Origin of the sequence: Mesorhizobium sp. WSM4904 (assembly GCF_029674545.1) — a bacterium.
Lineage (GTDB): Bacteria > Pseudomonadota > Alphaproteobacteria > Rhizobiales > Rhizobiaceae > Mesorhizobium.
In genome coordinates, this window is the sequence record NZ_CP121354.1 from 5954457 (window position 1) to 5975586 (window position 21130).

19 protein-coding genes are annotated in these 21130 nt (G+C 64.4%); 10 read left to right on the top strand and 9 right to left on the bottom strand.

All coding sequences use genetic code 11. The features are described 5' to 3' along the window. Nucleotides 1–66: 66 nt before the first annotated feature. Nucleotides 67–1107 carry an ABC transporter substrate-binding protein gene (locus tag QAZ47_RS28960; protein ID WP_278231648.1) on the bottom strand — a complete coding sequence of 347 codons (1041 nt, stop codon included), beginning with the start codon at nt 1105–1107 and terminating at the stop codon, nt 67–69. A gap of 229 nt (nt 1108–1336) precedes the next feature. On the opposite strand from QAZ47_RS28960, the gene QAZ47_RS28965 reads away from it, so the two are divergent. Then, a complete protein-coding gene (locus QAZ47_RS28965; protein WP_278073389.1) occupies nt 1337–2038 on the top strand; it encodes a GntR family transcriptional regulator in 702 nt (233 codons plus the stop codon). Between the two features lie 18 nt (nt 2039–2056). Here QAZ47_RS28965 and QAZ47_RS28970 read toward each other — a convergent pair whose 3' ends face one another. From QAZ47_RS28970 to QAZ47_RS28995, 6 genes are all read right to left on the bottom strand, one after another. Next, nucleotides 2057–3142 carry an ABC transporter ATP-binding protein gene (locus QAZ47_RS28970; RefSeq protein ID WP_278231649.1) on the bottom strand — a complete coding sequence of 362 codons (1086 nt, stop codon included), beginning with the start codon at nt 3140–3142 and terminating at the stop codon, nt 2057–2059. Then, complete coding sequence (locus QAZ47_RS28975; protein ID WP_278231650.1) at nt 3132–3740, bottom strand: cupin domain-containing protein; 609 nt, start codon at nt 3738–3740, stop codon at nt 3132–3134. Before QAZ47_RS28975 ends, QAZ47_RS28970 begins: the two co-directional genes overlap by 11 nt. 208 nt (nt 3741–3948) lie before the next feature. Further along, nucleotides 3949–5019: an ABC transporter substrate-binding protein gene (locus QAZ47_RS28980; RefSeq protein ID WP_278231651.1), complete on the bottom strand. Its 1071-nt coding sequence runs from the start codon at nt 5017–5019 to the stop codon at nt 3949–3951. A 27-nt stretch (nt 5020–5046) separates the two neighbouring features. After that, nucleotides 5047–5868: an ABC transporter permease gene (locus QAZ47_RS28985; protein WP_278231652.1), complete on the bottom strand. Its 822-nt coding sequence runs from the start codon at nt 5866–5868 to the stop codon at nt 5047–5049. Continuing rightward, the gene (locus QAZ47_RS28990; RefSeq protein ID WP_278231653.1) at nt 5865–6752 is read right to left on the bottom strand and encodes an ABC transporter permease; all 888 of its coding nucleotides are present in this window, start codon (nt 6750–6752) and stop codon (nt 5865–5867) included. Before QAZ47_RS28990 ends, QAZ47_RS28985 begins: the two co-directional genes overlap by 4 nt. A gap of 105 nt (nt 6753–6857) precedes the next feature. Continuing rightward, entirely contained in the window at nt 6858–8141 is a 1284-nt protein-coding gene (locus QAZ47_RS28995; RefSeq protein ID WP_278231654.1) for an FAD-dependent oxidoreductase, read from the bottom strand. A gap of 194 nt (nt 8142–8335) precedes the next feature. Here QAZ47_RS28995 and QAZ47_RS29000 point away from each other — a divergent pair, with 194 nt between their 5' ends. From QAZ47_RS29000 to QAZ47_RS29020, 5 genes are all read left to right on the top strand, one after another. Then, nucleotides 8336–9493: a fumarylacetoacetate hydrolase family protein gene (locus QAZ47_RS29000; protein WP_278231655.1), complete on the top strand. Its 1158-nt coding sequence runs from the start codon at nt 8336–8338 to the stop codon at nt 9491–9493. 277 nt (nt 9494–9770) lie between these two features. Next, on the top strand, nt 9771–10703 hold the full coding sequence (locus QAZ47_RS29005) for a substrate-binding domain-containing protein (RefSeq protein ID WP_278231656.1): 933 nt from the start codon (nt 9771–9773) through the stop codon (nt 10701–10703). A 103-nt stretch (nt 10704–10806) separates the two neighbouring features. Continuing rightward, nucleotides 10807–11793: an ABC transporter permease gene (locus QAZ47_RS29010; RefSeq protein ID WP_278231657.1), complete on the top strand. Its 987-nt coding sequence runs from the start codon at nt 10807–10809 to the stop codon at nt 11791–11793. Nucleotides 11794–11796: 3 nt separating this feature from the next. Beyond that, nucleotides 11797–12591 (top strand): ATP-binding cassette domain-containing protein, encoded by a 795-nt coding sequence (locus QAZ47_RS29015; protein WP_278231658.1) that lies wholly within the window; start codon nt 11797–11799, stop codon nt 12589–12591. A gap of 76 nt (nt 12592–12667) precedes the next feature. After that, on the top strand, nt 12668–13690 hold the full coding sequence (locus QAZ47_RS29020) for a LacI family DNA-binding transcriptional regulator (RefSeq protein ID WP_278231659.1): 1023 nt from the start codon (nt 12668–12670) through the stop codon (nt 13688–13690). Between the two features lie 319 nt (nt 13691–14009). Here the strand turns inward: QAZ47_RS29020 and QAZ47_RS29025 are convergent, their stop codons facing one another. Next, nucleotides 14010–14687, bottom strand: coding sequence for a methyltransferase domain-containing protein (locus QAZ47_RS29025; RefSeq protein WP_278231660.1), 678 nt, complete (start codon nt 14685–14687; stop codon nt 14010–14012). Between the two features lie 165 nt (nt 14688–14852). Further along, nucleotides 14853–15434, bottom strand: coding sequence for a TetR/AcrR family transcriptional regulator (locus QAZ47_RS29030; RefSeq protein WP_278231661.1), 582 nt, complete (start codon nt 15432–15434; stop codon nt 14853–14855). A 248-nt stretch (nt 15435–15682) separates the two neighbouring features. Here QAZ47_RS29030 and QAZ47_RS29035 point away from each other — a divergent pair, with 248 nt between their 5' ends. The 4 genes from QAZ47_RS29035 to QAZ47_RS29050 all read left to right on the top strand — a co-directional run bounded on the left by QAZ47_RS29035 (nt 15683) and on the right by QAZ47_RS29050 (nt 21122). Continuing rightward, entirely contained in the window at nt 15683–15919 is a 237-nt protein-coding gene (locus QAZ47_RS29035; RefSeq protein ID WP_278231662.1) for a hypothetical protein, read from the top strand. Beyond that, the gene (locus tag QAZ47_RS29040; protein ID WP_278231663.1) at nt 15913–19107 is read left to right on the top strand and encodes a multidrug efflux RND transporter permease subunit; all 3195 of its coding nucleotides are present in this window, start codon (nt 15913–15915) and stop codon (nt 19105–19107) included. The genes QAZ47_RS29035 and QAZ47_RS29040 overlap by 7 nt, the downstream gene beginning before the upstream one ends. A 14-nt stretch (nt 19108–19121) precedes the next feature. Beyond that, nucleotides 19122–20276 (top strand): efflux RND transporter periplasmic adaptor subunit, encoded by a 1155-nt coding sequence (locus tag QAZ47_RS29045; RefSeq protein WP_278231664.1) that lies wholly within the window; start codon nt 19122–19124, stop codon nt 20274–20276. Between the two features lie 156 nt (nt 20277–20432). Further along, a complete protein-coding gene (locus tag QAZ47_RS29050; protein WP_278231665.1) occupies nt 20433–21122 on the top strand; it encodes a GntR family transcriptional regulator in 690 nt (229 codons plus the stop codon). Nucleotides 21123–21130: the final 8 nt, after the last annotated feature.

Genomic DNA, 21130 nt, shown 5'->3' on the forward strand with positions numbered 1-21130 from the left:
AACTCCGGATCGTTGTCGGCGAAACGAGGTGGAGCGACGCTTCGGCGCGTCGCTCCACCACAGTCGCTATTGCTGGATCAGGTTGTTGAACTTCTCGGTCGCCTCGACGAGGTTGTCGCGCCAGAACTCGGGATCCTGAAGCACCTGCTTCTTGACGTTCTCGGGCGAGGAATTGATGTCCTTGATCCGTTCCTGCGGGATCTTGCCGGTCTCGAAGGCCTTCTCGTTGGCCGGGCCGTTGTCGACATAGAGCGGCAAATTGGCCTGGAGCTCGGGGCTGACGAACTTGGCCAGCGCCTTCATGGCGAGGTCCTTGTTCTTCGATCCCTTCGGGATGACCAGGCAGTCGGCGGTGAGCACACCCTGGTCGAAGGAGAAGCTCACCGGCGCACCTTCCTTCTTCAAAGTGCCGGCGCGGCCGTTCCAGATGCTCGCCATATCGACCTCGCCATCCTTGACGAGCTGCATGGCCTGCGCGCCGGAAGTCCACCAGGCGTCGATGTGGCCCTTGACCTTGTCGACGGATTGCAGCGCGCTGTCGATGTCGACCGGATAGACCTTGTCGATCGGAGTGCCCTTGGCGAGCGCGGCAACGCTCAGCGTTTCGGTCGCCTGGCTGCCGGAGAGCGCGCGGCGGCCGGGGAATTTCTCGACGTCCCAGAAATCGGCCCAGGTCTTCGGTCCCTTGTCGCCGAAAACGTCGGTCCGATAGATCAGCACGACGGAGGTATAGGAGACGCCGACCCAGTCGTCATGGACGAGTTTCGGGTTGATGCCGCTCTTGTCGATGAGGCTGTAGTCGAGCTTCTCGAACAGGCCTTCCTTGGAACCGCGCGCGCATTCATCTGCGCCAAGCTCGGTGATGTCCCATTTGACTGCGTTGCCGGTGACCTGCAGGCGCACGTCGTCGAGGCCGTTGGTGGTGTCCTGCTTGATGGTGATGCCGAGCTCCTTGGCCGTCGGATCGAAGAAGGCCTTGGTCTGCGCTTCCTGGTAGGTGCCGCCCCATGAGGCGACGGTAATGGTGTCGGCGGCCGATGCCGGAACGGCAACCGAGGCCAGCAGCCCAGCGATCGCCAGGCCGCGAATGCAAAGTCTCTTCGTCATTTTCGCTTCTCCAACCGGTGTTCCCGTTATCGTTGATTTGGTATGCGAATTTGTATACAATTTTGAGTGTAATTCGGCAGGAGCCGATGTCAACTCGGATGATCGCTTTTTTGACTACGGGAGAAATGGAGCGCGTTTCGGGTGACTGCTTCTCGAAACTGTCCTGTTTCAAGCAGGCGCTAAAAGGCACTAGACTGCGAATCCGTCACAGACCGTTGGAGCGGGAAGTTTGGGCAAGGAACGGAAAAACACGCTGCGCGACTCTGTGTTCGAGAAGCTGAAGGCGATGATCATCACCGGGCAGATCCCGCCGGGCGGCCGCGTGACGGAGGCCGACATGGCCGAACGCCTCAAGGTGAGCCGCACCCCGGTGCGCGAGGCCTTCAACCGGCTCGAGCGCGACGGGCTGGTGATCGGGCGTCCGCGCCAGGGCTATATCGTCGCCGAGTTCAACCTGACCATGTTCCGCGAGGCCTTCGATATCCGCGAACTGCTCGACGGGCGTGCGACCGAGCTGGCGGCGGCCAACGCCACCGCCGCCGACAAGGCGAGGCTGCGTGAGATGCTTGCCGAATGCGAGCGGCTGGCGGCGATCCCCGACCGCAGCACCCGGGAGAAATTCGAGGAATTGCAGGTCGGCATCGACCTGCACCGGGTGATCGCCGAAATCAGCGGGAACGAGATGCTCTGCGGCATGCTCTGCGGCATCCTCGACAAATGCCAGCAATATGTGTGGACGGAGCTTCTGTGGCTCGACGAATGGAAGCTCACCCGCGAGGAGCACACCGGCATCGTCGACGCGATCTGTGCCGGCGACGTCGCTTTAGCCGGCGAGCGCGCCCGCGCCCATGTGCGCGGCTCGCGCGAGAACATCCTGCGCCTGCTGCAAGCCAAGTCCGACTACCAGGGGTTTTTCGCCAAGGCGTCGTGAGCGAAGCTCTCTATCGCATCAGCTCGCAAGCATCGGGCAGTTGGCGCCGCGGCGCAGGCTGACATGCGCCACGTCGCCGATGCGGAATTGAAAACCGTCGGCGCGGCGCGGGGCATCGATGACGATCGCAGTCCCCTGCTTCAGCTCGGCGTGCAGGCGCAGCGTGCGGCCGTGGAAGACGATGCCGCTGACCCTGGCCGGCGCAGTGCCTTCGGCGGCTTCGGCGGCCGCTAGCAGATCCTCCGGCCGAACGCCGATGGTGCGCGTATCGCCCGCGGCCGGCGTCTCGCCGGTGTCCGAGACCGCCTCCAGCGGCAGCTCGCCGGCGGCGAAGCGCAGGCGCTCGCCGTCGCGACCGACAAAGCGCGACTGAAGAAGATTCATCGTGCCGATGAAGGAGGCGACGAACTTCGTCGCGGGCCGGTCGTAAAGCGTTGCGGGCGGCGCGATCTGCTCGATACGGCCCTTGTTCATGACGACGATGCGGTCGGAGATCGACAGCGCCTCGGTCTGGTCGTGAGTGACCATGACGAAGGTGGTGCCGAGCGTGGACTGCAGCCGCTTCAGCTCCACCTGCATCTGCTCGCGCAGATGCGCGTCGAGCGCCGACAGCGGCTCGTCGAGCAGGAGCACGCGCGGCTCGCAGACGATGGCGCGGGCGAGCGCGACGCGCTGGCGCTGGCCGCCGGAGAGTTCGGAGATGCGGGCGCGCAGCTTGTCGGCGAGCCCGACCATGTCGAGCGCCTGACCGACACGCTTGGCCTGCTCGGTGCCGGACAGTTTGCGCAGCGACAGGCCGAAGCCGACATTGGCGGCGACGTCCATGTGCGGAAACAGCGCGTAGTCCTGGAAGACGGTGTTGACCGGGCGGTCGAAGGGCCTCAGCCCGGTGATGTCGCGACCTTCGAGCAGGACGTTGCCGCTGGTCGGGCTCTCGAAGCCGGCGATGACGCGCAGGCTCGTCGTCTTGCCGCAGCCGGAGGGGCCGAGCAGGGTCAGAAACTCGCCCGCCGCAATGTCGAGATCGACGGCGTCGAGGCCCACGATACCGCCCGGAAAGAACTTCGAAACTTTCTGCAGTCGAACGAGCACGTCAGGCGCCATCGCGCACCTCGGACGGCTTGGTGGTGTTGACCCAAAGGATCTGGCAGCGCTCGGCGCCGGGATTGCGGAAGGCATGCAGGAGCGTGCTCTTGAAGGCAAAACTGTCGCCGGCCTTGAGCAGGTAGGTCGTCGCGTCCACCACCAGCTCGACCTCGCCTGACAATACGAAACCGAATTCATGGCCGGCATGGGCGTAGGCTTCCGCCGTGCCGCCGCCGGCCTCGACCGTCACCAGCATGCCGGTGAGCGTCGCGGCGGGCGGCGACAGCAGCGCCTTGGCAATGCCTTCGGACTTCACCGGGATCGAGCGCCGCTTGTCGGCGCGCACGCAATAGAGATCGTTGACCGCTTCGTTACCGTCGGCGATCAGCGCCGAAGGCTCGATGTCGAGCGCTGCGGCGAGCGGCCAGATCACCTTGACGCGCAGCGAGGACATGCCGCGCTCGATCTGGCTGAGCGCGCCGATGGAGATGCCGGCCTTGGCGGCAAGCTCGGCCAGCGACAGCTTGCGCTCGAGCCTCAGCGCCCGCACGCGCCGGCCGACGCGGACGTCGGCATCGTCTTTCGGCCTTTCGGCGGCTGCGTCAAAAACATCCATGCAATGGTCCTCGTTGTCTTTCCTCGGCGCGGCGTAGCGCCGCCAGACTCCCCTTCTCCCCTTGTGGGAGAAGGTGTCGCCGAAGGCGACGGATGAGGGGTGTTCCAGGGAATGCTAACGTCTCATTCCTTCCAACACCCCTCATCCGTCTCGGCGCTGCGCGCCGATCCACCTTCTCCCACAAGGGGAGAAGGGGAGGCCGCGCCGCTCAGCCGCCAGCCTTCACCTTCTCGAACATCTTCGCCACATCGTCATTCTGCTTCATCGGTCCGGTGAAGATAGTGCTCTTCAGCATCACGTCCGGATCCGCCGGCAGTTGCAGCTTGTCCAGCTCGTCCTTCGACACGCCGGCGAAAGCGGTCGAGAGCGAGCTGCCATAGCCATAGGACTGGATCAGATATTTGCCGGAGTCGGCGTCGAGCCGGCTGTTGATGAAGTCATAGGCGAGATCGACGTTCTTGGCGTCCTTCAGCATGACGAAGCCGCAGGCCCAGGTGAGCATGCCTTCCTTCGGCTTCATGAACTCGACCGGGACGCCCTGCTTCTTCAGTGAAGTCGCGGATGCGTTCCAGGTCATGGCAGCGACCAGCTGGCCGCTGGCCAGCGCCTGCTCGACCGAGGTCATGTCGGTGGTGTAGCTGGACAGCAGCGGCCGCTGCTCGCGCAGTTTTGCCGCAACCTTGTCCATCTGGTCCGGGGTCATGTCGAAAGGATTCACACCCGCCAGCAATGCGGCGACGATGGGCGTGTCGTGCACGGCGTCTATGGTCGCCATGCGGCCGGCATATTGCTTGTCCCACAGCAGGTTCCAGCTTGCCTCGGGGTTCTTCACCAGATCGGTGCGGTAGAGGATCGAGGTGTTGCCCCAGTCCCACGGCACCATCCAGACCTTGCCGTCGCCGGCCTGCAGGTCCGGCAGGTTCTTGAACACCGGGAAGACCGAATCCCAATTCGTGATGCGCTTGGTGTCGATCGGCTGTAGCAGGCCTTCCTTGTTCCAGCGCGCCACCTTGTCGTAACAGGGATGCGCGATATCGGGACGGAAGCCGGCCTTGACCTTGGTGAAGGCGTCGTCGTCGTCGCCGAAGATCGTCGCCTCGACGCCGTCCGGATGCGCGGCGAGGAAGCTCTTGTTGAAGTCGGGCAGCTCGTAGCCCGACCAGGTGAAATATTGCAGCTTGTCGGCGGCCAGAGCGACCGTCGACGACAAGGCCAAGGCCAATGCGGCAAGGCCTGCCCGGGCCTTGTGTCCGATGATCGATTTCAGCTGGACTGTCATTTTCGTTCTCCTCTTCTTTGTTGTGGTTCAGGCTGGATTGCGACGCGCGGCGCCGAGGCCGCGATGGCGCAGGATTTCGGCGAGCGCAGCGATGATGAAGGACACGGCGAGGATCACGGTGCCGAGCGCCATCACGGTCGGCAGCGAGCGCGGGAAGCGCAGCTGGCTCCAGATGTAGAGCGGCAGCGTCGGTTCGGTGCCGGCGAGGAAGAAGACGACGATGAACTCGTCGAATGACGTCAGGAAGGCGAGCATGAAGGCCGACAGCACCGCCGGCGCACTCAGCGGCAGCATGACGCGCCGGAACGTCGCCCAGTCCGAGGCGCCGAGGTCGAGCGCCGCCTCGCGGATGGTCTTCGGGATGGCGGCGAAGCGGCTGCGCATCACCACCACCGTCGTCGGCAGCGCGACCAGGATATGACCGAGCACGATGGCGACGCGCGACGGGCCGAGGCCGATGAGGTTGACCAGGATCAAGAGCGAAATGCCTACGATGACGCCGGGGATCAGGATCGGCAGCCGCGCGACGGCGCTGATCGTGGCCGCCAGCGGCGAACGGCCATAGAGGTCCATGTAGGAAACGGTGATGCCGCAGAGCGTCGCGCCGGAGGCGGCGATGACGCCGATGCCGAGGCTGTTGGCCAAAGCGCCGGAGAGCGCCGGATTGCCGTAGAGCGTCTCATACCAGCCGAGCGTGAAACCCTGCAGCGGAAATGCCGCCTGGATGGAATCGTTGAAGGAAAACAGCGGGATCAAAAGGATCGGCAGGTAAAGGAAGACGAGATAGGCAAGCACATAGAGGCCGAGCCAGCGGCCGCCTGCATTTGCCTCTGTGCGCGGCGCGTTCATGCGCGGCTGCCAAATCTGCGGTCGGCGCCGCGCGCGAGAAGAACCACGCACAGGATGACCAGCATGACGCAGACCGAGAGCGCGGCGCCGAACGGCCAGTCATTGGCCTTGCCGAACTGCGACTGGATCAGCGAGCCGATCATGGTGCTGGCCGGACCGCCGACCATGGCCGGCGTGACATAGTCGCCGACTGTAGGCACGAAGACGACGAGCGCTGCAGCCAGCACGCCCGGCATCGAATTGGGCAGCACGACACGGCGGAACGACGTGAAGGGTCGCGCACCGAGATCGGAGGCTGCTTCGAGCAGCGACTTCGGGATTGTGTCCAGCGCCACATAGACCGGCAGGATGGCGAAAGGCGCGTAGGCGTGGGCGAGTGTGACGACCACCGCGGCCGGAGTGTTCAAGAAAGCGAGCGTCGGCTCCGACCAGAGGCCGCTTTCGATGAAAGCCGAATTCAGCACGCCGTTATAGGCAAGCACGATCTTCCAGGCGAAAACGCGCAAGAGGTAGCTGGTCCAGAACGGCAGCGTGACCAGGAAGAGCAGCAGGTTGCGCCGCCGCCCGGCATGGAAGGCGAGATAGTAGGCGACCGGATAGGCGGCGACGACCGTTGCCAGCGTCACCAGGCCGGCAATGACCAGCGAGCGCAGCGTCACCGTCCAGTAGAGCGGATCGGTGGCGACGGTAACGAAGTTTTCTGCCGTCAAGCCGGCGCCTAGCAGCGAACCGTCATTGCCCCTGAAGGCGAGGAAGAGCACCAGGCCGAGCGCGAACAGGATGAGGAAGAAGGTGACAAGCCCGCCCGGCAGCAGCATGGCGAAGCGGAAGACCGACGAGATGCGGGTTTCCGGCGATGGCCGCGCTGCAACGGTGGTCGACATCTGACTGCCTATTGGCTGCCCATCGGATTTTTGAAATCAACTAATGCTTTTTCATATTCATGAAACTGTCAAGCTGATTCGCTTGTGCACTGCACGCGGCAGGCGTCAGCGTTCGAACGCGTCGAGCATCCGGTACCAGGCGATCGCGGCGGCGACGCCGACCTGGCGAAAGGCGTGGAACGGGATTGGCCGGATCGGCGAAAGCGGGAACGGCAATTGCCTGGCGTCGCCGCTCGCCAGATAACCCGCCATGCGTTTTCCCAGCGCGCTCATCAGGCCGACGCCCCTGCCCTGGCAGCCGACCACGGCGAGCAGGCCCTTTTCCGGTTCATGCAGATGCGGCAGGTGATCCGGCGTCATCGCCACGCGGCCGAACCAGCGTTTTTCGATCGTGATGCCGCCAAGCGCGGGATAGAGGCGAATGAGCGCGCGTTCGAGATGCACCCAATCCGAGGCGCTGGAAGGCAGCGCCATGCGGCCGCGTCCGCCGAGCACCAGGCGGCCATCCGCGCTCTTGCGGTAGTAGACGAGGATGCGGCGGGAATCGGAAACGGCTTGCCCGCCCTGCAGGACGCTAGCCGCAAGCTCGGGCGGCAGCGGCGCGGTGGCGATCTGGAAGGAATGCAGCGGCACGATCGTCCGGGCGAGGCCGGGCAGCAGGCCATCCGTATAGGCGTTGGTGGCAAGCACGACCGACTTGGCGCGCAGCTCGGCTCCGCCTTGCGTTGAAGCCCGCCATAGGCCGGCCTCCTTGCTGAGCTTCACCACTTTTTGCTGTTCAGCAATCTTCGCCCCGGCAGTCGCGGCAACGCGCGCCAGTTCCAGCGTGTAGGAAAGCGGATCGATGATGCCGGCGCGGCGGTCGAGCCAGCCGCCGAGATAGCCCTTGGCGCCGGTCATCGCCGCGATCTCCGCTTGGTCAAGCAGTTTCACGTCGGCGCCGCGCGCTCGCCATTGCCGGTCGCGGTTAGCGGCCGCCTTCAACGCGGTCTCGGTATGCGCGGCCTGGATCCAGCCATTGCGGGTGAACGGCACCGCGAGCTTCTCGTCGCGGATCAGATCGAACACGGCATCGGCCGTCGAGGCGGCGAAGTCGACCAGGGCCTCGCCGCGCTCCTTGCCGAAATGCTCGATCAGCCATTCGGGATCGTATTTGAGGCCGGGGATGACCTGGCCACCATTAAGGCCCGAAGCGCCCTCACCGATCGCGCCGGCTTCCAGCACCTGGACCGAGAGACCGGCGCGGGCCGCGTGGAAGGCGCTCGACAGGCCCATGATGCCGCCGCCGACGATGATCGCGTCGAGCGTGCCGCCGTCCGACAGCTCGGACTGAAATGCCGGGGCCGTCCTGGGCTTCTGCCAGATCGGATCGGAAAAGGCTGCGGGCACGTGGTTCACCTGAAGCGCTGAAGCGTCGTGAAAATCCTATTGCCGATTTCACAAACTTGAAAGAGCGGTCGATGGGCCAGTTCGGGCTTGGCTATGTGACAGCATGCCGATGGCCCATAAGCTGGCCATCGACGGGATAGACCTTTGCGTTAAATCCGGGGAAAGTGCCGCGCGCCAATCGAGAGGATAAAACCATGACCCACCCGACCCGCCTTCCCGCCGACGGCCTTTTCGTCGGCCGAGCCAGGACCAGCCAAGCCTCCCATCCGCTTGTGGTCACGGTCCGCGACGGCGAGGTCATCGACATCACCTCGAGCGCGGCGCCCACCGTGCGCGATCTGTGCGAGCTGAAGGATCCCGCCGGCTACGTGCGCTCGGCCAAGGGCAATTCGATCGGCGCGCTGGAAGACATTGCCGCAAACAGCTTCGAAGCCAAGCGCGATGCGAAGAAGCCGATCCTGCTTTCTCCTATCGACCTGCAGGCGGTGAAGGCCTCGGGTGTCACTTTCGTCGTCAGCCTGCTCGAGCGCGTCATCGAGGAGCAGGCGCGCGGCTCGGCGGAAAAGGCCGACGCCATCCGCGCCGACATCGCCGGACTGATCGGCCATGACCTGTCGAAGCTGAAGCCCGGCTCGCCGGAAGCGATGGAGATCAAGGCCAAGCTGATTTCGCGCAGCGCCTGGTCGCAATATCTGGAAGTGGGCATCGGCCCTGATGCAGAAATCTTCACCAAATGCCAGCCGATGGCCTCCGTCGGCTTCGGCGCCGATGTCGGGCTGCACCCCGTCTCGACCTGGAACAATCCGGAGCCGGAGATCGCCATGATCGCCGACAGTTCGGGCGGCATCGTCGGCGCCACGCTCGGCAACGACGTCAACCTGCGCGACGTCGAGGGCCGCTCGGCGCTGCTGCTCGGCAAGGCCAAGGACAACAACGCCTCCGCCTCGCTCGGACCCTTCATCCGGCTGTTCGACGAGACGTTCGCAATCGCCGACGTGAAGCGCGCCACGGTGCGTCTCAGCGTCGAGGGCGAGGACGGGTTCTCGCTGGAGGGCGCAAGCTCGATGGCGGAAATCAGCCGCTCGCCGGAAGAGCTGGTCAAGGCCGCCATGGGCCCGCATCACCAGTATCCGGACGGGCTGGCGCTCTATCTCGGCACCATGTTCGTGCCGTCGAAGGATCGCGGCGAAAAGGGCAAGGGTTTCACGCACAAGATCGGCGACATCGTCACCATCTCGTCCGAGAAGCTCGGCGCGCTGGTCAACCGGGTGCGGCTGTCGCCCGATTGCCCGCACTGGACCTACGGCGCCAGCCATCTGATGCGCGATCTCGCCAAGGCCAACCTGATCTAGCGCCCGCGCCAAGCGTGACATTGCCCAAAGCCCATCCGCGCAAGCCGATGGGCTGATGGCGTTGCTTGCCCAAAGAAAAATCACCGCAACTGATGCAATCTGATGGGTTCGCTGATGGCGCGAGCGCCTGCCCCAACATCCATTGGCGATGGAGGCTTGTCAGCAGCCGAAAAAGGGAATGCTCTAGACGTTCCGGTCGGCGCGGGCAGGAGATGCGATCCTCGAAGATCGTATCGCGCCTGATGTGGAGGTGAATTTCAACATGGGAGGAAATCGAATGCTTTCGAGGCTGAGACTGCTCGTGCTTGGCTTGATCGCGGCAATCGCCATTCCGGCGATGGCCGAGGCCAAGACCTTCTACTGGATTTCGCATGGCGGTCCGGCCGATCCGGTCTGGACCTACTTCCTGGCCGGCGCCAAGCAATGGGCGACCGACACCGGCAACAAGGTGAACACCTCGTTCCACAATGGCGACGTCGCCTCGCAACAGGAGGCTGTGCGCGCCGCGATCTCGGCCAAAGCCGACGGCATCGTCACCACCAGCCCCGATCCGGGCAGCCTCGTCGAGATCGTCAAGGAGGCGCGCGCGGCCAACATGCCGATCATCAACTTCAACACGCCCGACCCGAAGGCGAACTTCAACGCCTATGTCGGCGGCGACAACGTCACCTTCGGCAAGCATTGGGCGCAGTATCTGGTCGACAAAGGCTTGGTGAAGAAGGGCGACTTCGTGTGGATGCCGGTCGAGGTGCCCGGCGCCACCTATGGCGTGCAGGAAGAGGAAGGCATCAAGAGCGTGTTCGAACCGCTCGGCATCACCTATGAGGTGACCGAAGCGACGCTCGACCAGGCCGAAGTGATCAACCGCATGGTCGACTATCTCACCGCCCACAAAGGCAAGGTGAAGGCGATGATCGGCCTCGGCGACCTCGTCACCGGCTCGGTCAAACGCGTGTTCGACCAGGTCGGCGTCAAGCCGGGCGAGATCCCGGTCGTCGGCTGGGGCAACTCGCTCGACACCACGCAGGAAGTGCTGAACGGCTATGTCAACGCCGCGCAGTGGCAGGATCCGCAGGCGACCAGCTACATCGCGCTGTCGATGGCGGCGATGGCGTCTGCCGGCATTCCTCCGGGCTTCAACGTCATCACCGGCGCGCTCTATGAGAAGGACACCGCCGGCGTCTACGACAAGATCCTGTCCGGCAAATAATCCGCGACAATGGCCGTGGCCGCTTCTGTCGGCCACTGCCATTCCGTTCGCCGAGCCTGCCGCCGCGCGGGCTTCAGCCAAGTTCATTCACGTCGCGGGCGCAATGGAAAACCGTTCCTTCATCCAAAGTTTCATCGCGCGGCCGGAATTCGGTCCGCTGGTGCTGCTCATCGTCGAACTCGTCGTCTTCTGGGTCATCAACCCGGATTTCCTGTCGCCGCAGAACATCTCCAACATCCTCGCCTTCACCGTCGAGCTCGGCCTGATCGCGCTGGCGATGACGCTCTTGATGACATCGGGCGAGTTCGACCTCTCGGTCGGCTCGCTGTTCGGCTTCTCGCCGGTGCTGATGTGGACGCTTTTCAACGGCGGCGTCACCTCGCTGGAGATGGGTTTCGTCATCGCGCTGGCGGTCGCGGCTTTGATCGGGCTGGTCAATGGCTGGTTCGTCACCCAGCTCAAGATCCCGTCCTTCCTGGTCACGCTCGGCATGCTTCTGGTGGTGCGCGGCACGGCGCTCTTCGTCACCGACGGCTTTCCGCAGCGCACCTGGAGCGCCGAGGGCAGCTGGCTGGCGGATATCCTGGTCGGCGATTTCTATATCGGGCCGTTCCGCATCTATGCATCGTTGTTCTGGTTCATCGGCGCTGCGATCGTGCTGGGCTACGTATTGACGCAAAGTCGTACCGGCAACTGGATCCAGGCTGCGGGCGGCAATCCCAATGCTGCGCGGGCGCGCGGCGTCAACGTCAGCCGCGTCAAGGTCGGCCTGTTCGTCCTGTCGGCGGTGATGGCTTCGCTCGCCGGCGTCATCTCCTCGCTGCGCACCTCGGCCGCCAACCCCAACAGCGGCACCGGCTACGAGCTCGAGGTCATCGCCATGGTGGTGATCGGCGGCACGGCACTGACCGGCGGACGCGGCACCATCGTCGGCACGGTGCTCGGCATCCTGATCCTGCGGGTCATGCGCAACGGCATCGTGCTGATCGGCGTGCCGGGGCTCGCCTACAACATCTTCATCGGCGCGATCATCCTCGGCATGATGGCGCTGCATTCATGGCTCGAACGCCGGCACCAGGCAGGGACGTGAACCATGGCCGAACCGCTCATCCGCATGACAAACATCCGCAAGTCCTACGGGCGCGTGCAGGCGCTGGTGGACGCCAACTTCCACGTCAACGAAAGGGAGATCGTCGGCCTGCTCGGCGACAACGGCGCCGGCAAGTCGACGCTGATCAAGGTGCTGTCGGGTGCGGTGCCGCTGACCAGCGGCGACATCTTCGTGCGCGGCGAGAAGGTGAATTTCCGCAGCACCAGCGACGCCATCGCCGAGGGCATCGAGACGATCTACCAGGACTCGGCACTCGTCACGCAGCTGTCGATCGCCCGCAACCTGTTCCTCGGTCGCGAGCCGATCAAGCCGCCGCGCTTTTTGAACCGCATGGACCAGGAGGCAATGAATTCGGTGGCGCGCGACCTGCTGAAACAGGTCGGCATCTCGAAGAACATCCCGCCGACGACGCCGATAGGCTCGCTCTCCGGCGGCGAGCGGCAGGCGGTAGCGATCGCGCGCGCCATGCATTTCGACAGCGACCTCATCATCCTCGACGAGCCGACGAACAATCTCGGCGTCGCCGAGACGCAAGGCGTGTTGAGCTTCGTGCGCAGCGCGCGCGATTCCGGTCACTCCTGCATCTTCATCGCCCACAACATCCATCACGTCTTCCAGGTGGTCGACCGCATCGTGGTGATGCGCCGCGGCAAGGTGGTGGCCGACGACATCGATCCGAAAAACACCACCGTGGCCGAGGTCGAACGGATCATCACCGGCATGTCCGACAAGGAGATCCGCGACGCGATTTCCGATGGCCCACGGCCGCATGGCTGAATTGCCCTGGCGTTGATTTGGCCTGACGTTGATCAGGTCTAGCAGGGGGCTCGCATCCCATCCTATGACTGGACCCATGAAAGCCACCGTAGCCGACATCGCCAGGAGTTGCGGCCTGTCGACCGCAACGGTCGACAGGGTGCTCAACAACCGGCCGGGTGCAAGCGCCGCCAACCGCCAGCGTGTCATGGAGGCGGCAAAGCAGCTCGGCTATCTGCCGACGCTCGACCAGGTGGTGCTGCCGTCGAAGCCGGCGCATCTCGAATTCTTCCTGCCGATCGGCAGCAACGCCTTCATGGCCGATCTTGCCCATCACATCGAGGACTATGCCGCGCGGCTGCCGCTGGTCGCCTCCTGCCGCATCCACAACCTCGCCGGCATCTCGCCGGGCGCGCTGCAGGGCGCGGTCGAGAACCTCTCGCTCAAGGCCAATGGTGTCGGCGTCATTGCCGTCGACCATCCGCGCACGCGCAACATTTTGCGCGAACTGGTCGAGGCCGGCATCCGGCTGGTGACGCTGGTCTCGGACGTGCCGGCAGCACCTCGCTCGGCCTATGTCGGCATCGACAACCGGGTCGCCGGGCGCACGGCGGCGCTGTTGATGGGCCGCTTCCTCGGCGGCAGGACCGGACATCTGGCGATGGTGGTCGGCTCGCGCTCCTATCGCGGCCATGAGGAGCGCGAGATGGGTTTCCGTTCGGTGCTCGCCGAAGAGTTTCCCGATCTTACCGTCTCCAGCGCCGTCGAGATCAATGACGAGCCGGATGCCAGCTACCGCGCGACCATGAAGGCGCTGCACAACGAACCGGAGCTGCTCGGCATCTATTGCGTCGGCGCTGGGCGCTCGGGCGTGGCAAAGGCATTGCTCGAAACCAAGCCGCGCAAGAAGCCGGTGTTCATCTGCCATGACCTGACGAAGGAAACGCGACGCTATCTCGTCGACGACCTAGCCGACGTCGTTATCGACCAGAATGCGCGATTGATCGCTGAGCAAGCGGTAATCCGGCTGCTCGGCTCGATCGCCTCGTCGGCGCCTTACCTGACGAAGAAATTCATCGAGCCGCGGCTGATCTTCAAGGAAAACGTGCCGGTTCAATGAGTTAGCGCGCCGAAGCAAGCCGGCTTTTTCCCGATTTGTCAGAGGATTGGTGGGTGGTGCGGCAATTCTGCACACCAGCTATGCACGTTTTGCGGTTGCCGAATCGTTAGGCAACTTGTAATTAACAGCATGTCGGATGTCTTCCTCCTCCCAGACACCGACGATGAATGCGGTACACCTCCTCCCGTGCCGTATTCGAAATCGAAGCCCGCTGCCTCCTCCTCCCGGCAGCGGGCTTTTTCTTTTGCCGCAGGGAAGAGAGCGAAGGCGAAACCGGCCCGGTGGAGCGGGCTCCATCTGATGCTGACCAATTGCGCGCCTAGCCTTTGGCTGTCACCAGATTGGAGCTGAGTTCGAAAGCGACTCCCGATCCATCGGCGTGGGACTGGAGCACGGACGCACTGCCGCTCACGATGTCCTCCACGATGCGCTGGCGCTCCTGATCGGCCATTGCCTTGCCGGCGGCACTCATGCCGACCAGCGCCATCGTGTTCAATCGCAGGAGCGGCGCCCCGTCGTCAAAGCGTATCCTGCGCGAGATCGTCCTTGATCGAACGTCATGGAAGCCGGCGTCCCGCAGCAGCGCCTCGATCGGCGCCGCGTTCCCAAAGCTGTGGCGCAGGTCCACGATCGGGCCGAGGAGTCGCTCGGCGACGCGGCGGAGATCGCGAAAGAAGGGGATTTCCTCATCGGGGCGCCAAGTGGCAACTGCCAGCCGGCCGCCCCGCGACAGCGCCCGCCGCATCTCCGCCGTCGCAGCGGGCTTGTCAGGAAAGAACTGCAGCCCCTGCTGACAGACGATCACGTCGAACTGCTCTCCGTCATGGAGAGGCAGCGCGCCGGCATTGCCTACGCGCCAATCCATGTCTGGCGCCACGGCGCGCGCGACGGCGAGCATATCGGCATTGATGTCGACGCCGACGACATAGCCGGCGGCGCCGAGCCTTTCCCTGGCAACGCGGGCAACTATTCCCGTGCCACAGGCGATGTCCAGCACACGGTGGCCTAGAGAGAGCTTCAGCTCTTCGAAGGTCACTTCAGCCCAGGGGCGGAAGAGAGGCCCCACGAGCCAGCGCTCATACATCTCCGGAAAACTTGCCTGACCCATCGTCTAGCGCCCGTTTCCGGAACAGCATAACAGAATCAGGACGAGGCGAAGAGATCAGCGCGCCCTGAACGAAGCGATAAGGCTCTCGGCCATGCGCACGAACTGCGCGCTCGGGCCCTCGGCGCCGACGCTCTGCATCGAGACGCGCGCGCCTTCGAGCAGCAGCGACAGCGTGTCGGCGAGCAGCTCGGCCTGGCCGATGCCGGCGTCGCGGCACAGTGCAACCAGCTTTTCGCGCTGGGCTTCCTTCAGTTCCTTGATGACGCGCCTGGCCGGGTGATCGCTCTCGCTAAGCTCGACGGCGGCATTGGCCATATCGCAGCCGCGGCTGTCGGCGCTGAGCAGTTCCGAAGCCTTGTGAACCCAGGCATGCAGCTGGGCGAGCTTGTCGCCGGGGTGCTCGGCCTCGAACTCGTCCCATATCCTTGAAGCCTTCGCCGCGGTGGCGCGCAGGCATTCGATGATCAGCTCGTCCTTGGATTCGAAGTGACGATAGAGCGTCATCTTGTTGGTGCCGGCAGCCTCGGTGATGGCGTCGACGCCAACACCCTTGATGCCGTGCTTGTGGAACATGTCCTGCGCCGTCTCCAGAATCCGATCCCGTGGGCGGGAGCGCTCCACGACGCCGTCTGCCATCATGCTCTCCTTTCGTTTCCAAAAAACCCCGGCACACCTCTTGACTAGGGTGTTACCGATCTGTAACTTCCAGATGTTACTTACTGGTAACACCTATATCGCTCCGCGTCAACGACAAGGGTTCCACCGATAGGCCCTGCCAGAGCGAGATGGGGACAGAACTCTGCCCGTCATGCGGCTTCGGCCGGTGAAATCGAGAAAACGGTTCGTGATCATGCGATGCGAGCCGCAAGCAAGGAGCTTCTCCTATGCAAAAGCGTAAAGACCTGACGATCGACGAAGCCATCCGGGATCCGATGATCCGGCTGGCGATGAAGGCTGACGGGATCGATCCCAAAGCCTTCGAACGGATGCTGCGCTCGCGCGCGGCAGACAAGGCGCCGGACGGTGTGCCGCCGTCCTTCCTGGAAGACTCCGGCTCCGGCCGGTCCCGGCGCCTGCGCCATTTTGCAAAACCGTTCGGCGAGGCATCCGTGTCATGGTGAACTTCTTCATCCACCGCCCGATCTTCGCGTCGGCGATCGCCATCATCATGGTGCTCGCCGGCGGGATCGCCTATTTCCTGCTGCCCGTCTCGCAGTTCCCCGACATCACGCCCCCGCAAGTCGTGGTCAGCGCCCATTATCCCGGCGCCAGCGCGCAAGTCGTGGCCGATACGGTCACCACGCCGCTCGAGCAGCAGATCAACGGCGTGCAAGGCATGACCTACATGTCGTCGACGAGCTCGAATGACGGCTCCTCGACCATCACCATCACCTTCGATGTCGGCTATCCGCTGAGCACCGCGGCGGTCGACGTGCAGAACCGCGTCTCGCAGGCCGCATCCTCCCTTCCGGCGATCGTCAACCAGGGCGGCGTGACGATCAAGAAACAGAACCCCAATTTCGTTTTGATCGTCGACCTCACATCGCCGGACGGCTCCGTCGATCCGGTGGCGCTGAGCAACCTCGCCTATCTGCAGGTGGTCGACCCGCTGAAGCGGCTGCCCGGCGTCGGCGACGTGCAGATCTTCGGCGAACGCCGCTATTCGATGCGCGTCTGGCTCGACCCGGACAAATTGGCCAATCTCGGCATCACCGCGGTCGACGTGCAGAACGCCATTTCGGAGCAGAACGTGCAGGTGGCGGCCGGCAAGATCGGCCAGTCGCCGGCGCCGGCCGGCACCGCCTTCGAAATGCAGGTCAACGCGGTCGGCCGTTTGAGCGATCCGAAGGAATTCGGCGACATCGTCGTGCGCGCCAATTCGCAGAACGGCTCGCTGGTGCGGCTGCGCGACGTCGCCCGCATCGAGCTCGGCGCGCTGCAATATTCGTCGTCCGCCTTCTTCGGCAAGGACCCGACCGTGGTGCTCGCCGTCTACCAGATGCCCGGCTCCAACGCGCTCGACCTGCAGCAGCGGGTCAAGGACAAGATGCAGGAGCTTTCGCAGCGCTTCCCGAAGGGCGTCAGCTACGCCATGCATTACGACACGACGCGCTTCGTCTCGGCCTCGATGCATGACGTGCTGATCACGCTCGGCGAGGCGCTGGTGCTGGTCGTGGCGGTGGTCTTCATCTTCCTGCAGAGCTGGCGCACCACCATCATCCCGACCATCGCCATCCCCGTGTCGCTGATAGCGACGCTGGCGGTGATGTACATGCTGGGCTTCTCGCTCAACATGCTCTCGCTGCTCGGCATGGTGCTGGCGATCGGCCTCGTCGTCGACGACGCCATCGTCGTGGTCGAGAACGTCGAGAGACAGCTCGAAGCCGGCCTGGCGCCGCTCGCCGCGACGCGCGCGGCCATGGCCGAGGTGACCGGGCCGATCATCGCCACCACCGCGGTGCTCGGGGCGGTGTTCATCCCGGTCGCCTTCATTCCCGGCGTTTCGGGGCGGCTCTACAACCAGTTCGCGCTCACCGTCGCGATCTCGGTCGGCATCTCTGCCTTCAATTCGCTGACGCTGAGCCCGGCGCTGAGCGCCGCGTTCCTGCGCCATCGCGGCGAGACGCAGTTCTTCCTGTTCCGCTGGTTCAATGCCGGCTTCGACTGGCTGTCGCATGCCTATGCCCATGGCGTGCGCATCCTGATCAAGCTGCGCTGGGCCATGCTCGGCCTGTTCGCGGCCGGCCTGGTCGCGACCTATTTCGTCTGGCAGAAGCTGCCCTCGACCTTTTTGCCCGTCGAGGACCAGGGCTATTTCTTCGTCGTCATCCAGCTGCCCGACGGCGCTTCGCTGGAGCGCACGGACGCGGTTGCCCAGAAGGCGCGCGACATCCTGCAGAGCACGCCCGGCGTCGACATCGTCGGCTCGATCAGCGGCCTGAACTTCCTGACCAGCGCCGCGCAGTCGAATTCGGCGGTGGAGTTCGCCATCCTGAAGCCGTGGGACGAGCGCGGGCCAGACCAGAACGCCTCGAAGCTGGTCGAGCAGGTGCGCGGCAAGCTGTTGCAGATGCCGGAAGCCTTCGCGCTGTCCTTCGATCCGCCCTCGATCCCGGGCCTCGGCACCACCGGCGGCTTCGAGTTCCAGGTGGAAGACCTCTCGGGCCGCGGCAGCGCCGCGCTGAACGAGGTCACACAGGCGCTGATCGCCGAGGCGCGCAAGCAGCCCGAGCTCAACCCGCAGCAGCTGTTCTCGTCCTTCTCGACCTCGACGCCACAGTTCAACTACGACCTCGACCGCAACAAGGCGAAGCTTCTCGGCCTCAACCTGCCGGACGTGTTCAACACGCTGCAGATCTATCTCGGCTCGCTCTACGTCAACGACTTCAACCTGTTCGGCCGCACCTTCCGTGTGACCATCCAGGCCGACAAGGACGCGCGCGGAAATGCGAACGACATCTCGCGCCTCTATGTGCGCAACGCGTCGGGCGGCATGGTGCCGCTGAGCACGCTGGGCAAGCTGATGCCGATCGTCGGTCCGGAGACCGTACCGCACTACAACAACAATGCCTCGGCTCTCATCAATGGCGGCGCCGCTCCGGGTTTCTCGTCCGGACAGGCGGTGGCGGCGATGGAGCGGGCGGCGGCAAACGTGCTGCCGAGGGACTTCGGCTATGAGTGGACCGGCATCACCTATCAGGAGCTCAAGGCCGGCTCGATCGCCTCGGTCGTGTTCGGCCTGGCGATCGTCTTCGTCTTCCTGATCCTGGCGGCGCAATATGAAAGCTTCGCCATGCCTTTCATGGTGCTGCTTGCCGTCCCGCTCGCTCTGTTCGGCGCCTTCGTCGTGCTCCTGCTGCGCGGCATGCAGATCGACGTCTACTCGCAGATCGGCTTCGTCATGCTGATCGGCCTGGCGGCGAAGAACGCGATCCTGATCGTCGAGTTCGCCAGGCGGCGGCGCGAGGAAGGCCTGACCATCGTCGAGGCGGCGATGGAGGCCGCTCGGCTGAGGCTGCGGCCGATCCTGATGACGGCCTTCGCCTTCATCCTCGGCGTGCTGCCGCTGATGTTCGCGACGGGCGCGGGTGCTGCCAGCCGGCAGTCGATCGGCACCACCGTCTTCGGCGGCATGGTGGCGGCGACCATCCTGTCGCTGGTCTTCGTGCCGGTCTTCTACGCGGTCATCGAGAAGCTGCGCGAGCGCGGCGGCGAGAACGAACCTGCCGCGGGGCATCAGTATGCCCCGCACCAACAAGAGATTGAACCGACCGCCGAGCCAGTGCGGCTCGCCGATGCGGCCGAATAGGATTGGAGACCAACATGCGTAAATGGAAAATCGCTTTAGGAACGGCCGTCGCGCTGGGCGCGATTTCGGTGGCAAGCGTCCACCTGCTCGACATGGGCAATCTCAGCCTCAACGCCAGCACGGCAGGTGCCGCACCCGCGCCCAAGGCCTTCGTCATGCCGGTGCCGGTGGTGAACGTCGTCAAGAAGACGCTGCCGATCTATCTCGACTACGCCGCGCGCGTCGAGCCGATCCGCAGCATCACGCTGCAGGCGCGCGTGCCGGGCTATCTGCAGGAGCAGACCGCGGCGGACGGCAGCGACGTCAAGCAGGGCGACCTGCTCTACAAGATAGCACGCGAGGACTATCAGGCAGCGCTCGACCAGGCCAAGGCGCAGGTCGAGCGCGACACGGCGACGCTCGACTATGCGCGCTCCAACCTCGGCCGCGGCAGCGAGCTCGCCAAGAGCGGCTATCTCGCCAAGGACAGTTTCGACCAGCGCACCAGCACCTTGCGCGGAGCCGAAGCGGCGCTGCTGCTCGACAAGGCGGCGGTGCGAACGGCCGAGCTCAATCTCGGCTATGCCGAAATCAAGGCGCCGTTCCCGGGACGCATCGGCCGCAACCAGGCCTCGGTCGGCACGCTGGTCAGCGTCGCCGGCACAGTGCTCAACACGCTGGTGCAGCTCGACCCGATCTACGTCACCTTCAATCCGAGCGAGACCGACTTGGTCCAGATCGAGGAAGCGAAGGCGGCCGGTCCGATCGCGGTCGACGTGCTTCTGCCGGGTGAGACCGAGCCAAGCCAGAAGGGCCAGCTCACCTTCATCGACAACACGATCGACCATTCGACCGGCACGATCACCGCCCGCGCCACGATCGGCAACGCCAAGTTCAGGCTGCTGCCCGGCCAATATGTGCGCGTGCGGCTGCATGTGAAGGAGCAGCCCAACACGCTGATGGTGCCGCAGGTGGCGCTGGGCTCCAGCCAGCTCGGCAAATACCTCTACGTGCTCGGCAAGGGCAACACCGTGGACCAGAAACTGGTCTCGCTCGGGCCGACCGACGGCGACCTGATCTCCGTCACCTCCGGCATCTCCGAGAGCGACCAGGTGATCACAGGCAATTTGCAGAAGATCGGACCCGGAATGCCGGTTTCTCCCTTGCCGCAACCGAAACCGGCCAGCTGATAACCCCCATCAGTCCCGGTCCGACGGCGCCCTCGGCTCCCACGCCGAGGGCGCCGTTTTTCTTTGCGCGCCGCAATCAGCAAAAAATCGATCGCCGCCCCTTGTTGGATTGTCGACAATCTGCTTGTCTTGCAGCCGGTTCATCCGGAGGGACACATGGCGAAGCTGGATTTCAGTCCGATCGCGGATACGACGCGCAGGGCGGAGATCATCGCGCTGCTCAGGCGCGCCATCCTGACGGGCCAGCTGGAACCCGGGCAAAAGCTCAACGAGCTCAGGATTTCCGAACAGATGCGGGTGAGCCGCGCGCCGCTGCGCGAGGCGATGCGCGAGCTGGTGCAGGAAGGCATCCTGACCAGCATCCCCTATGCCGGGACCTTCGTGATCGACGTCACCGCCAAGGACATCATCGACGCCTATTCCCTCAACAAGGTGCTGGAAGAATTCGCCATCGAGCTCGCCTGGCCGCAGCGCGACCAGCGTCTCTTCGACGAGCTCGACCGTCGCCATGAAGCGGTCAAGCAGGCGACGCGGGCGCTCGACACCACGCGCCAGATCGAGACGGCGCTGCGGCTGCACGGGCTGATCTACGAGTGGGCCGACAATTCGGTGCTGCTGGAGACCTGGCAGCGGCTGACCAGCCGGCTGCAGATGTATTTCGCGCTGCATCAGCGCGCGCGCAACGAGCCAGTGCCGTCCGAGGACCTGCACGAAACCTATGTGGCGCTGCTCAAGGGCTCGGACATGCGCGCCGCCCAGCGGCATGCGCGCGAGCATATCGACGGCGATTTCGAAGAGCTTCTTGCCTATGCGCGCGGCCTCGAGAAGCGCGCCTCGAAGAACTGACCCACTCG